This window comes from Flavimarina sp. Hel_I_48 (assembly GCF_000733945.1).
Lineage (GTDB): Bacteria > Bacteroidota > Bacteroidia > Flavobacteriales > Flavobacteriaceae > Leeuwenhoekiella.
In genome coordinates, this window is sequence record NZ_JPOL01000002.1 from 1726075 (window position 1) to 1739559 (window position 13485).

At 39.8% G+C, this 13485-nt stretch carries 11 protein-coding genes; 5 read left to right on the forward strand and 6 right to left on the reverse strand.

Going from position 1 to position 13485, the window contains the following annotated elements; all coding sequences use genetic code 11:
• Window positions 1-28 precede the first annotated feature (28 nt).
• On the forward strand, window positions 29-1165 hold the full coding sequence (locus tag P162_RS07640; protein ID WP_031426690.1) for a PAS domain-containing sensor histidine kinase: 1137 nt from the start codon (window positions 29-31) through the stop codon (window positions 1163-1165).
• 243 nt (window positions 1166-1408) lie between these two features.
• Here P162_RS07640 and P162_RS07645 read toward each other — a convergent pair whose 3' ends face one another.
• The 4 genes from P162_RS07645 to ileS are packed head-to-tail and all read right to left on the reverse strand — an operon-like array spanning window position 1409 to window position 6645.
• Window positions 1409-2014 carry a lipoprotein signal peptidase gene (locus P162_RS07645; protein ID WP_031426691.1) on the reverse strand — a complete coding sequence of 202 codons (606 nt, stop codon included), beginning with the start codon at window positions 2012-2014 and terminating at the stop codon, window positions 1409-1411.
• A gap of 35 nt (window positions 2015-2049) precedes the next feature.
• Window positions 2050-2679, reverse strand: coding sequence for a hypothetical protein (locus P162_RS07650; RefSeq protein WP_031426692.1), 630 nt, complete (start codon window positions 2677-2679; stop codon window positions 2050-2052).
• A 48-nt stretch (window positions 2680-2727) separates the two neighbouring features.
• Complete coding sequence (locus tag P162_RS07655) at window positions 2728-3114, reverse strand: TraR/DksA family transcriptional regulator (RefSeq protein ID WP_031426693.1); 387 nt, start codon at window positions 3112-3114, stop codon at window positions 2728-2730.
• 3 nt (window positions 3115-3117) lie between these two features.
• Window positions 3118-6645 carry an isoleucine--tRNA ligase gene (gene ileS / locus P162_RS07660; protein ID WP_031426694.1) on the reverse strand — a complete coding sequence of 1176 codons (3528 nt, stop codon included), beginning with the start codon at window positions 6643-6645 and terminating at the stop codon, window positions 3118-3120.
• Window positions 6646-6866: 221 nt separating this feature from the next.
• Here ileS and P162_RS17680 point away from each other — a divergent pair, with 221 nt between their 5' ends.
• The 4 genes from P162_RS17680 to P162_RS07680 all read left to right on the forward strand — a co-directional run bounded on the left by P162_RS17680 (window position 6867) and on the right by P162_RS07680 (window position 12198).
• Complete coding sequence (locus P162_RS17680; protein WP_164076232.1) at window positions 6867-7112, forward strand: hypothetical protein; 246 nt, start codon at window positions 6867-6869, stop codon at window positions 7110-7112.
• Between the two features lie 264 nt (window positions 7113-7376).
• Complete coding sequence (locus tag P162_RS07670) at window positions 7377-8519, forward strand: glycoside hydrolase family 18 protein (RefSeq protein WP_051907822.1); 1143 nt, start codon at window positions 7377-7379, stop codon at window positions 8517-8519.
• Window positions 8520-8803: 284 nt separating this feature from the next.
• Window positions 8804-11152 (forward strand): TonB-dependent receptor, encoded by a 2349-nt coding sequence (locus tag P162_RS07675; RefSeq protein WP_031426697.1) that lies wholly within the window; start codon window positions 8804-8806, stop codon window positions 11150-11152.
• Window positions 11153-11166: 14 nt separating this feature from the next.
• Window positions 11167-12198, forward strand: coding sequence for a PepSY-associated TM helix domain-containing protein (locus P162_RS07680; RefSeq protein ID WP_031426698.1), 1032 nt, complete (start codon window positions 11167-11169; stop codon window positions 12196-12198).
• Between the two features lie 71 nt (window positions 12199-12269).
• Here P162_RS07680 and P162_RS07685 read toward each other — a convergent pair whose 3' ends face one another.
• Both P162_RS07685 and P162_RS07690 read right to left on the reverse strand, forming a co-directional pair.
• Window positions 12270-12863: a DUF1801 domain-containing protein gene (locus P162_RS07685; RefSeq protein WP_031426699.1), complete on the reverse strand. Its 594-nt coding sequence runs from the start codon at window positions 12861-12863 to the stop codon at window positions 12270-12272.
• Window positions 12864-12990: 127 nt separating this feature from the next.
• Complete coding sequence (locus P162_RS07690; RefSeq protein WP_031426701.1) at window positions 12991-13440, reverse strand: GNAT family N-acetyltransferase; 450 nt, start codon at window positions 13438-13440, stop codon at window positions 12991-12993.
• Window positions 13441-13485: the final 45 nt, after the last annotated feature.

Consider the following 13485-nt stretch of genomic DNA (forward strand, 5'->3'; position numbering starts at 1 on the left):
CCCCAAACATAAGTATTATAACAGGTCTATGAGTTCAAAAAAACGAATAGGATTGCTCTCCTTTTTTCGCGGGGGTTCTCCGCCAGAGCCCGAAAATTTTTCAGAAGGATTTTATTACGAACAAATTGCTGCGTCTGTGGGTGCAGGAGGGTGGACGGTTGATTTTGAGAATAAAAAGAGTTATTTTGATAAGCAGTTGAGGACAATATTAAATACACCTTCCAATTATCACCCCTCCTTTAAATATGCACTTCAATTCTATGATAAAGCATATCATAGACAGCTTATTCAGGTTTATGAAGATTTAAAAAAAGGGGTTCCGTATGAGGCTGAAGTACAGATGATTGCCTATGATGGCAGGAAATTCTGGGCAAGATGTATAGGTAAACCAATTTTTGGTTCAAAAAAGAAAGTTACCGCTATTCGTGGTATCATTTTAAATATCGATGACCGCAAAACACGGGAATTGGCAATCGAGAATTCCCTAAAATCTATTGAAGCTACAAACGATCGCCTGTTTAAGTTTGCTAATTATATTTCCCATAATCTAAGAAACCATATAAATAATTTAGAGCTTACTTCACAACTTGTGGATATTCCAAGTTTAGAGGATGATCAAAAAGAACTTTTTGGAAATTACGAGGAGATCGCAAGTGGTCTCTCCAGAACAGTACAGCAGCTCAATGAAGTCGTTACCATTCAAAAAAAGGTTAAGGAGGAATCTGTGATTCTTGATCTTCAAACCGTCTTTGAAAAATGTAAGTCTGATCTACAAAACCTTATTGAACAGAAAGATGGCTCTGTTTATTCAGATTTTTCTGAAGTTCCTGAAGTTAAGTTCAACAAAGATTTCTTTGAAAATATCTTTTGCTCACTTATCAAAAACGGACTTAGAAATGAAAGATCTGACCGTAAGCCAGAGATTAAAGCCTACAGTATTGAACAGGATGGAAAGGTTTCTGTTATTATTGAGGACAATGGCGTAGGTATAGACGTGGAGGACAGCGACGAGTTTATTTACTACACGTACGGCTCAGGAGAATTTAAATCCCGCAACAATTCCATTGATCTGTTCATAGTAAAAAATCAGGTGGAGGCCCTGGGAGCAAGACTGGAAATAAAAAGTAAGCCCGGCTACGGCACTAAATTTATCATCAACTTCTAACCATTCTTGATTTTTATTACCGGATACAAACACTTCAGACTTTTAGGTATTTTTAAGCCTCAAGAGAATGCAAAACACCCAATTTTCCACCTTCCAAAATATCTAATTTACCATGTTGTGGAACATAAATGGAACTATAAACTAGTAAATGGTTTGTTAGAGTGGAACGGCTTTCTACCGTGAGAAAAATAATTTAAATATTGAGGGTCAAGGTTTCAACTGTCCAGGCTGATTATTTTCAAGTTAATCTTCGCTGTTTGCGAAAGCTCTTTTATTGAAAACCAGTAGTAGGCCAACACCTGTACTTATGGCGGTATCAGCAATATTGAAGACGGCGTTAAAGAATGTAAAATAATCCCCGCCCCATATAGGTAACCATTCTGGCAAATAACCTTTCCATATTGGGAAATATAGCATATCCACTACTTTACCGTGCAAAAAGGTACCATAACCTCCAGATTCTGGCATAAATGAAGCTATTTGCCCTGCGCTGCTATCAAAGAGAAGACCATAAAATATAGAATCTATAATGTTACCAAAGGCACCGGCAAATATTAATGCTACAGCTACAATAAGGATTTTTGAGGCATTTTTCTGAACTGCATCATTAAGCCAGTATCCTATAAGTGGAAGGATTATTATTCTGAAAAGCGTAAGTATAATTTTGCCATACGCTCCCGGTATTACCGTACCCCAGGCCATACCTTCATTCTCTACGAAAAGAATTTTAAACCAACTGGCAATTACATACTCATCGTTGAGCGCAAAATGCGTTTTTATATATATTTTACTTATTTGGTCTATAAGTAAGACTAGTACTATAATCCCAACGGCTTTCTTTAATGACATGTATTTATATTGATCAGGGGGCAAAAATACTATAATTATTGGTTTTGGGTCACGGTAATGTCTCCGGTTAAGGATCTTAATTGAAGATGGGCAGTTCCTCGCGGGGTATTATCCACATTTTTTATACCGTGTCTGGACTCCGCCTCTATTTTGCAATCTAAAGTTTCTACATGAATAGCTCCGCTCAGGGTATTGACAGTTCCGCTACCGCGGAAAGTTCTCAGTGAGCAATCACCTCTACCCAGATTGAGATTTACAAGCGAAAACTCCCCAGTCGCCTTTACAGAAGCTAATGAAGAATCAATCCAAAGTTCCAGGTTTTCTGGCATAATAAGCATCAATGTGATGGAGAGCACCTTGTGCGCAGCAAGTTTATCATCTACGTCCTTGAAATAAGGAGCGCGCGAAGATGATATCTGCAACATCCCGTCTACCACTTCCGAAGTTATATATGCAGTTTCAAAATTTTCACCATTAATAACCGAAGCCATGGTTATCTTATCCGTATTTCCTGTTGTTACCTCAATTTGAAAAACCGAATCATCATTAATGACCACTCCAGAAATACCCCTGGCATCAACTAATTTCTCTACTTTTTTTTGCGCAAGACTCACGCCGTCAATAAAGAAAGTAGCTACCAATAGAAAGAAAAAAGTTTTGCTCATGAAAGGACTGAAACAAAAAACGCTCCATATTTTGGAGCGTTTTGTCTATTACTGCATGTTTTTTGCCTCAATGCTCAACGTCGCGTGTGGCACAAGCTTTAAGCGGTCTTTTGCGATCAGCTTTCCGGTAACGCGGCATATGCCATACGTTTTGTTCTGGATGCGTACCAGGGCATTTCTAAGATCCCTGATAAACTTTTCCTGGCGTATGGCAAGTGCAGAATTTGCCTCTTTGCTCATGGTCTCACTTCCTTCTTCAAAAGCTTTGAAAGTAGGGCTGGTGTCATCTGTACCATTATTGCCATTGTTCATATACGCGCTCTTGATAAGATCAAGATCATTCTGGGCCTTATCGATTTTTTGCTGAATCAAGATTTTAAATTCTTCTAATTCGGCATCTGTAAAGCGTTCTTTAGCATTTGTATCTGTAGCCATGTATTAATTATTTTTTACGATAGATAAACGTGTAACAACGTCATCAAATTCAATATCTATCCCATTGTTTAGCTGATCCACAATATCGAGCGAAGTGGCTAGCGTCTCATTTTTAATGTATTCTAAATTATGCGCAACGGCCTTCTCGACTTTGCCATTGTGCTGCAATGTTATATCAATCTTGTCTGTAACCTCAAAACCAGAATCCTTGCGCAAATTCTGTATACGGTTTACAAGTTCCCGTGCCACACCCTCATTTTCCAGGCTTTCGTTAAGTGTCACATCAAGTGCCACCGTAATACCGCCGCTGCTTGCAACAAGCCAACCCTCAATATCTTGAGAAGTTATTTCTACATCTTGGGCGGCCAAAGTAATACTTTTTCCATTAATGTCAAGGGTCATTTCGCCATCTTTCTCGATTTTAGCGATATCCTGCGCATTTAACGTATTGATTTTAGCTGCAATTTGTTTCATATCTTTACCAAAACGCGGCCCAAGTGCTTTAAAATTAGGCTTTATGGTTTTTACAAGAATACCGGAAGCATCATCAATAAGCTCCACTTCTTTAACATTTACTTCAGACTTTATGAGTTCCTGAACGGCCAGGATCTCCTCACCCTGACTTTTATCTAAAATAGGGATCATGATACGCTGTAAAGGTTGGCGAACTTTTATCTTTTCTTTTGCACGTAGCGAAAGTACCAGCGAGGAAATTGTCTGTGCCTTTTGCATTTTACGTTCCAGGACAGGATCTATAAAAACCGGGTCGCTTACCGGAAAATCAGCCAAATGCACACTTTCTGCAGTCTCTTTTTCGGTTACCGCATTTAGGTCTTTATAAAGCCTGTCCATAAAAAATGGAGCGACCGGTGCAGCTAGTTTGGCAATGATTTCTAAACAGGTATATAAAGTTTGATATGCCGAAATTTTATCCGGGCCATAATCTCCTTTCCAGAAACGTCTACGACTTAAGCGCACAAACCAGTTGCTCAGGTTTTCCTGTACAAAATCAGAAATAGCCCGCGTGGCCCTGGTAGGTTCATAATCTGCATAAAAGGCATCTACCTGTTCAATCAGCGTATGAAGTTCAGATAAGATCCAGCGGTCAATTTCTGGTCTATCTTTTAATTCAACTTCCGCCTCAGCGTAGGTAAAATTGTCCAGATTCGCATAAAGCACAAAAAAGGAATAGGTATTATAGAGCGTTCCGAAGAATTTACGCTGCACTTCCGTAATTCCGTCAAGGTCAAATTTAAGGTTGTCCCATGGATTGGCATTGCTTATCATATACCAGCGCGTTGCATCTGCGCCAAAGGTGTCCAATGTAGTGAATGGATCTGCCGCGTTGCCTAGCCTTTTAGACATTTTCTGTCCATTTTTGTCAAGAACCAGACCGTTAGAGACTACATTTTTATAGGCTACATCGTCAAAAATCATTGTCGCAATCGCGTGCAGGGTATAGAACCAACCGCGGGTCTGGTCCACGCCTTCTGCGATAAAGTCTGCCTTGCGCCACGTGCTATCGACTTTTTCTTTATTTTCAAATGGATAATGCCATTGCGCATAGGGCATAGAGCCAGAATCGAACCATACATCAATCAAATCTGCCTCCCGTTTCATCGGTTTTCCGCTGGGGGAAACCAGGGTAATACCGTCAACCACGTTCTTGTGCAGGTCAATCTGATCATAATTGGCTTCGCTCATATCGCCAGGTTCAAAACCTGAAAATATATTCTGGTCCATCACACCGGCCGCTACCGCCTTTTTCATTTCGGCCTGTAACTCTTCAATTGACCCGATAAAAAGTTCTTCGCGACCATCTTCTGTACGCCAGATGGGCAGCGGGATTCCCCAGTACCGCGAGCGGGAAAGGTTCCAGTCGTTCGCGTTGGCCAGCCAGTTGCCAAAACGGCCCTCGCCGGTAGATTTTGGCTTCCAGTTAATGGTTGCATTGAGTTCGTGCATGCGGTCACGCACTTCCGTTACCTTGATAAACCAGGAATCTAAAGGGTAATAGAGTATAGGTTTATCGGTACGCCAGCAATTGGGATAGCTGTGTGTATATTTTTCGACCTTAAAGGCTTTATTTTCTTCTTTTAATTTTAGCGCAATACGCTTGTCAACATTGAGGTATTCATCCAGATTGGGGATGATATCCTTCATACGTTCCTGCTGTTTTTTCAGCTCGGTTTCTTTCTCAGCATCTGTAAGGTATTCCTCCTTCACATATTCGCCCCCCAGGCCAAAAATATCATCTTTCAGTTCTTTTCTAAACTTTCCCTGTAAATCTACGAGAGGAACGAGGTTTTCATTTTCATCCATGACCAGCATGGGCGGTATCTCAGGGGAAGCCTGCTTCGCCACCATGGCATCATCTGCACCAAAGGTGGGCGACGTATGCACGATTCCCGTACCGTCTTCGGTAGTTACAAAATCGCCGGCGATCACACGGTAGGCATTTTCGGGATTATTGTGCGGTTTAGTATACGCTAAAACCGGTTCATAACGTATTTCCAACAAATCAGACCCTTTACATTCTCCTATAATCTGATAGGGAATTTTTTTGCTTTTTTCACTGAAATTTTCAAAATCAGCATCTTCTGTAGAAGTAAAATACTTTTTACCAAATTCCTTTTCTACCAGGGCTTTTGCGATCACTACATTGATAGGCTTAAATGTGTATTGATTAAAGGTTTTTACCATTACATAATCAATATTTTTACCTACCGTAAGCGCGGTATTTGATGGCAGCGTCCATGGGGTTGTTGTCCAGGCTAAAAAAAAACAATCCCCCTCCCGGCCTCCCCCCAAGGGGGAGGAGTTCTCATCTAGGCGGAACGCCTTTGCAAGTGAGTTTTGAGCTCCCGCTTGGGGAGTTGGGGGGATGCGAAACTGAGCCGTCACCGTAGTATCGGTCACATCTTGGTACGTTCCCGGCTGATTAAGTTCATGTGAACTTAAACCGGTCCCGGCTTTTGGGGAATAGGGCTGTATGGTATAACCCTTATAAATTAGATCCTTATCATAAATTTCTTTGAGCAGGTGCCATACCGTCTCCATATATTTGGGCTTATAGGTGATATAGGGGTCATTCATATCTACCCAGTAGCCCATTTTTTCGGTAAGGTTGTTCCAGACGTCTGTGTAGCGCATCACCGCGTTGCGGCAGGCTTCGTTGTATTCTTCAACGCTTATCTTATCGCCAATATCTTCTTTGGTAATTCCCAGTTCTTTTTCAACCCCCAGTTCAACGGGAAGACCATGCGTGTCCCAGCCCGCCTTACGCTTTACCTGAAAGCCTTTTTGAGTTTTAAAACGGCAAAAAATATCTTTAATGGCACGTGCCATTACATGGTGAATACCAGGCATTCCATTTGCTGAAGGAGGTCCTTCAAAAAAGATAAAAGGCTCTGCGCCTTTGCGGGTGGTCACACTTTTTTCAAATATGTCATTTTCTTTCCAGAAAGCACCTATCTCTTCAGCGATTTGCGGAAGGTCAAGACCCTTGTACTCAGCGAACTTCTTACTCATTTTGCGCGTTTTCTAATAAGGTTGCGAAATTAGGGATTTTTGACTTAAAACAAGGGTTTTAGGGAGAAAGGATGCTGCTAAGATCTATGTAGAAAGCAACATTTCATGACAAAACCTCTAAATTCATTTTTAAACCTAATCACACTACCAAATTTAGTTGGGGGATATACAAAGTCTATCGACTTTCCCTTAACTTTAAATCTGCAAACCAGCTGTTACCCATGAAAATTATATTTGCGCTTTTTATCTCCTATTCCCTCTTCAGCTATAAAGAAATCCCAAACTCAAAAAACTACCAAAATAGCCCTGAAATTGGTCAAATAAGAAATAATTATAACCAACGTGTTGCGCCCGCGTATCATCTGGGCGCTATTAAGTTGAAGGTTGATGCCAGGGCAGTTTACGATAGTTCGGGAACTTCTGATGCCGGCGATGCAGCGATGCAAAAGGCGATCTTCCGCGTTTAAGACCGAAAATGGTTTGGGTGTCGACAGTCCTTTGGAAGTGGTAAAAGCCCAATTTGCATTGAAAAATAAGGCAGCTTCACCGAAAATGGGCAAGAATACGTACTTTATGAAACCAAAAAAGGCATCGGTTTTAAATTTGATAAAAACCAAAAATGTTACGTTGTTATTGTACATGAGCCTGATGCATGGGCAAATCAAACCTATTTACCCATTTATGCCGATTTTAATTTTGAGACAATCATCCAATAATACCTAAAAACTACCATGAATAGCCAAAAATCACTCATTTCCTTCTTGTTTTCGCTTTGGTTTTTTACCATTTGCTGGGCGCAAACCGAGCTACAGTCTGATAAAAATCACTCGAAACGTATCATTGCCTATGTGTACGGTTGGCAGGATAATTGGGGGCCTAATTTTGAAAAGGCAAAGATGATCACGCATATCAATTTCGCTTTTGCCAATATAAAAGATGGTAAAGTGGTGGAAGGCAATAAAAATGATGGTGAGGTTTTAAAAAAGCTCAACAAGCTTAAAAAAGTAAATCCTGAACTTAAAATCCTGATTTCAGTAGGTGGTTGGGGCTGGTCTGGTAATTTCTCCGATGTGGTTTTAACTGAAAAATCGCGACAGCTTTTTGCTAATAGCGCAATCGCATTTATTCAAAAACATCACTTGGATGGGGTAGATTTGGATTGGGAATACCCCGGCCAGGTGGGGGCAGGAAATACATTTAGACCAGAAGATAAAGGGAATTTCACCCAGATTTTAAAACTATTGCGTAAAAAGCTGGATTCTGCGGCTACGCCAAAAAAAGAATATTTGCTCACCATTGCCACAGGGGCCAATCAAAAGTATCTGGATCATACCAATCTGGGCGAAGCTCAAAAATACCTGGATTTCCTCAATATCATGACTTATGATTTTTACACCGGTGGAAGTACACAAACCGGTCACCATGCCAACCTTTTCAAGTCTGATCAAGAAACTGCGGTAAATCACCGGAGCGTCAATATTGCGGTGCAACAGCATTTAAAAGCGGGCGTTCCTGCCGAAAAAATAGTAATGGGCGTACCCTTTTACGGTCGCTGGTGGAAAGGAGCAAAGCCTAAAAACAATGGCCTTTATCAACAAGCTAGTGGGGAGACGGGAGGTTACGATTACAAAATCATTGCAGATAGTTTAAAAACCGGCCAGTGGGCAGCGCGCTGGGACAACACCGCACAGGCGCCCTACTTCTGGCGGGAACAAGATTCCTTATTTATGACTTATGAAAACCCAAAATCCCTAAAACTTAAAGTGGATTATGTGAATAAAAATGATCTGGGCGGGGTTATGTTTTGGGAATTTAACGGAGATAATGGCGAATTGCTAAAGACGATTTATAGCGGCTTTTCAGCTAAGAATTAGTCTTAAAATGTGGTACATAATCCCATTTTAAATACCTCAAGAGAGTTAATCCGTGAGGCTGGCCCTTAATGATAAACAATTTCCAACTCATAACTCGTAGTCTTACCATAAGGTTCTTTATTATCCTCAATCTAAATTTTAATTATTCAATAGTTAATCAGCAGGTTAATCTTCTTGAATGTCGTCCCTCTAATAAACTTTTAGAATTAAATAGCTTAAACACTTGTCAGTATTTAGAATGATTCTATATTTGTTTTTATTTATAGTTAATCTAAATAAATATAATGATTCGTATTCTAATTTTCGTGGCCTTCTGCATTTTAAGTTTTAGTAGCTTTTCCCAAAATGTTGTTCATGGTACAATAACTAATGCTCAAAACGAACCTATACCCTATGCATCAATTATCTTAGAAGGCTCTACTAAGGGAACCATGACGAATACTGATGGTACTTACGAAATTAAAAATCTGGAAAATGCCAACTATACTCTCGTATTTTCAACAGTGGGTTATGCAACAATATCACGGAAAATAAAATTATATGATAACCAAAATTTAGAAGTTTCGGTGCAATTACAAACAGTAACGGAAGGTTTGAACCAGGTTGTGATTACTTCTAATAGAACACGTGAAACGCTGGATGAAGTTCCCTCTTCAGTATCTGTGGTTTCTGCAAAACAGCTTCAAAACCTGTCTCAAATAAGTACTAATTCTGCAGATTTGTTACAGGAAGTTCCTGGTATAGGTCTTAGTACAAATCGCACCAGTAGTACGGGGCAAACGCTTCGAGGACGTAATATGCTCGTTCTTATAGACGGAATACCACAATCTACCCCACTGCGCAGTGGTGGTCGCGATGTAAATACGATAGACCCCAGTACCATAGAACGTATTGAGATCATCAAAGGTGCGACTGCGATTTATGGTAATGGCGCAGATGGCGGGATTGTAAATTATATAACAAAAAAAACAAATGCTGCAAAAAGGTTTGAAAGCATAACAAATCTTGGCGCAGAGGGATCCCTTTCCTCTATAGATCATAGCATTGGCGCCCGCCTCGTACAGACGTTTTCTGGAAATGTAAACAAGTTTGGTTACGTAGTTAGCGGCAGTTTTAGGCAAACGGGTGTCTTCAAAGATGCTGATGGAATAGTAACCTCACCGTATTATGGTCTGGGAGAGACGAACCAGTACAGTTTTTTTAGCAAACTGAACTATCAGTTCACAGACCGTCAGCATATCGAACTTATGTACAATTACTACAGTAGCAATCAAAATAGCAATTATGTTGCTCAGGATGGGGAATATCTTGAGACCCCCACCATCGGCATCTTAGGTAACGACCTGGGTGTTGATCAAGGAAACCGTTACAATCATAACATTCAGCTTACTTATGATTTTGAAAAAATATTCTATCAAACAGATTTCAGGCTTAATCTTTACGAGCAGGATTTTAAAACTGTCTATGGTTTCACCAGTAGTCTCTATGATCCTTCCCTAAAGCTAGATGGGGGACAGTCTATGATCACCTCAACAAAAAAAGGTGCGCGCTTCAATCTGAATACTTCTTATGAATATGGTGAAGTTGAAGGCAATATTTTATACGGAATGGATATTTTAAATGACAAAACAGCGCAGGGACTGGTTGATGGTCGCCCGTGGGTTCCCCAAATGGACATGAAGAATTTTGCGCCCTACGCCCAGTTAAAAACTTTGTATAAAGAACTTGTATTCAAAGCGGGAATCCGTTTTGAAAATATAAATATAGACGTCCCAGATTTCACTACACTTGTACGGTACAGGAATGATTCTGAAGTTCCTACAAGCGGTGGTATTGCGGTAAATGGCGGTAAAATAAAATATGATGCAACAACTTTTAATACTGGTCTACGGTACAATAAATGGTCCTTTTTCAAGCCTTTTTTAAGTTTTTCACAGAGTTTTTCTATTGCAGATCTTGGAAGGACCCTGCGTTCTGCAACAGCAAATACGGTGAGTCAAATAAATTCTGAAGCAGTAATTGCAAATAACTACGAAACTGGTTTTAATAGTAGGTTTGGCAATACGAGAATAAGCAGTGCTTACTTTATAAGTACATCAGATTTTGGCTCGACCTATAGCGAAACTGAAAATGGTGCTTTCGAAATTTTGCGCCAACCAGAGAAAGTCTATGGTTTTGAGGTTACGGTTGATGCAAAATTTGCTTCAAATCTTAATATTGGTGGCTCTGTATCTTACACTGAAGGAAAACTTGATACACAGGACAATGGTAATTACGATACGTATATGAACGGAGACCGAATCCCGCCCATCAAAACCGTAGCATATTTGGCTTATGACTGGGAAAATGTTTTCAATGCCCGTATTTCCTATATCTATTCAGGAAACCGAAATCATTTTTCGGCAAATGAAGACATGGATTATTTGTACGGTCAGGGACCGGTAAACAGTTTCAATTTAGTAAACCTGACCGCAAACTATACCTTAAGCACTAGTACATCCCTTGGTCTGGGTATAGAAAACCTGCTGAATACAGATTATTACAACCTAATTTCTCAATGGGCGGCGCGCGATTCAGATTATATTAAGGCCAATGGAACGCGCTTTAATGTCTCCCTTACCGTAAAGTTGTAACCAAACCGAGTTAATTGAAAAACAGGAAACTATTAAAATATCACTCCTATTTTGGTCTAATTTCGGGTGTTTTTTTGCTGATTTTGGGTATTTCTGGGTCAATTTTAGTCTTTAGTGAAGATCTGGACGACCTACTTTTCAAACCCTATGAAGTCCATCATACCCAGCAGATTTTAAATCTAGATAAAGCTGTGTCAACGGTACAACAACAGTATCCCAGATGGGAAATGCGTATTGTCCATTTCAAAAAAGGGGAGTCTATCCGCTTTAATCTAAGGAAATTAGACGCGCGCAGGGATTTGTTTATACATCCAGTAACGTGTAAGATCATCGCAGATATTGATACAAACAGCCAATTTACAAAATGGCTTCTCGTGCTTCATTATTCCTTGCATGGAGGCACTTTGGGTAGGATCCTACTGTTTTTTACTGGAATCCTTTTTTTCCTTAGCTTACTTACAGGAATCGCAGTCTACCGTAAGTTAATCTTTAAAATTCTATTGTTTAAGGTTGGTTTGAAGCGAAAGAACAAAAGAGTCTTCTTTTCGACCTTGCACAGATATATAGGGGTATGGGCGCTATTTTTTAATTGCATACTGGCAATTACCGGTATTGTTCTTTCTTATGGAGTAGCAATGGGTGGACTAAAAAGTCCTAAAGAGCCTAATACTCCAAACATGGAAATATCTATAGAGAGAAGCCTAAGTCAGATTATTGAAAAATATCCAGACTTTAAACCAACCTATATACGCCTACCTAAAAAGCCGGATGCCCCTCTTATAATAAATGGTATCTTTGAGATGGATGCTTTTTACCTAAGTGAGTTTTTTAATAAGTTTCAAATAGACACCCGCACGGGTCAAGTTCGTTCTGTACAAAAAATTAGTGAAGCATCAATACTTACAAAAATTTACAGTATGGTATCCCCATTACATTATGGACAGTATGGCGGTATATGGATAAAACTTTTATACTGTCTCATTGGCCTATCGGGTCCATTCTTATCCATAAGTGGATTCGTGATTTGGAAAAAGAGAAGAAAATAATTTTCTAAATATTGCTTAAAAACACCTGTCATTCCAAACTATCTGCTGAGGACTAGACATTATAAAATGTCCTATAACATCTTTTTATCTAATCTACGCAAGCGCATAATAAAAGGCAGACAATGCTCAAGACGCTTCGCACGATCCTCTTCATCATCTGCGTTTGCCAAATACTCTAGATATTCCTGCTGCACATCATTAGATAGAAGCATAAAACGATCTTTGAGATGTTTGCTCAGTGCAAAGGCGTTCTGTAGTTCTGCGCAGTTGTTCAAATCTGGAGATTGTGTGGCTTTCTGAACGATCTTAGCCTCACTTTGATTCAAAATAGCTTCTTCCACGTAGGTTTTGATCAACTCATCATTCATTTGCTGAACACTGGTATACCGTAGCTGCCTTGTGCTATTTGTTGTACCCGTGTTTGTGTCCAGTAATACATTATGAATATCTGAAAGAGAATCTCCGTTAAAAAAGAGAATATCAAAATGATCATTGGCATCGCTCAGTCCTACCACTTCCCTATCATCATAGGTATAAACAGGGGCATTGTATCTATAATCTTCTTTTAGTATGGTATCTCGCATGATCTCACGTAAGCGCTGTAGTGCAAGTTGATGTTTAGTATGCTGATTGAAAAAAGTCTCTACTTCTATTGCTGTATCCATTGGGTGAATTTTACCTTTAAAATACTACATAAAAAATTAAGGAAATGTGAAAAATGCTTGATTTGTCCGAATCACTAAATTTATTATCAGAATTCCGTAACTGCGAATCCCAATAAAAAAAGCCCGATTAAAGCTCTTTGCCAAAGCAAACACTATTTGCAACATCGATATAAGGGGCATAATTGGGAATCTGGTGATACCCCTGACTCTTATAAAGTTCGATCGCCGGTTTTTGTCGCTTTCCGGTCTCCAACACGCAATTGAGATATCCCAGTTCTTTTGACCAAAGTTCAAGTCCGTGAAGTATAATACTGGCCAATCCCTGACCACGCGCTTCAGAAGCGGTGAACATCCGTTTTATTTCCATGGTTTTATAGTTTCTACTACGCAGGGCACCGCAAGCCATGGGATCATCATTGACATAAGCAATAAGCACATGATCCAGGCTCTTTGTACCATTAAATTGCTGATAAAAAGCATGATCCTCACCATCCAGGGTTTTGAGTTCGGCATTAAGGGAAACCACTAAATCTTTGAAATCCTGATCGTCTATATGTGTTCGTTTTAAGCGTATCATTGGCGTAGACTTTTATAGAATAAAGATACGTATCCCAAACATTTA

Excerpts from the sequence above, each read along its gene's own strand:
- P162_RS07645 (WP_031426691.1), bottom strand. The coding sequence starts at position 2,014 with ATGTCATTAAAGAAAGCCGTTGGGATTATAGTACTAGTCTTACTTATA.
- ileS (WP_031426694.1), bottom strand. The coding sequence starts at position 6,645 with ATGAGTAAGAAGTTCGCTGAGTACAAGGGTCTTGACCTTCCGCAAATC.
- P162_RS17680 (WP_164076232.1), top strand. The coding sequence starts at position 6,867 with ATGAAAATTATATTTGCGCTTTTTATCTCCTATTCCCTCTTCAGCTAT.
- P162_RS07675 (WP_031426697.1), top strand. The coding sequence starts at position 8,804 with ATGATTCGTATTCTAATTTTCGTGGCCTTCTGCATTTTAAGTTTTAGT.
- P162_RS07685 (WP_031426699.1), bottom strand. The coding sequence starts at position 12,863 with ATGGATACAGCAATAGAAGTAGAGACTTTTTTCAATCAGCATACTAAA.
- P162_RS07640 (WP_031426690.1), top strand. The coding sequence starts at position 29 with ATGAGTTCAAAAAAACGAATAGGATTGCTCTCCTTTTTTCGCGGGGGT.
- P162_RS07670 (WP_051907822.1), top strand. The coding sequence starts at position 7,377 with ATGAATAGCCAAAAATCACTCATTTCCTTCTTGTTTTCGCTTTGGTTT.
- P162_RS07650 (WP_031426692.1), bottom strand. The coding sequence starts at position 2,679 with ATGAGCAAAACTTTTTTCTTTCTATTGGTAGCTACTTTCTTTATTGAC.
- P162_RS07655 (WP_031426693.1), bottom strand. The coding sequence starts at position 3,114 with ATGGCTACAGATACAAATGCTAAAGAACGCTTTACAGATGCCGAATTA.
- P162_RS07690 (WP_031426701.1), bottom strand. The coding sequence starts at position 13,440 with ATGATACGCTTAAAACGAACACATATAGACGATCAGGATTTCAAAGAT.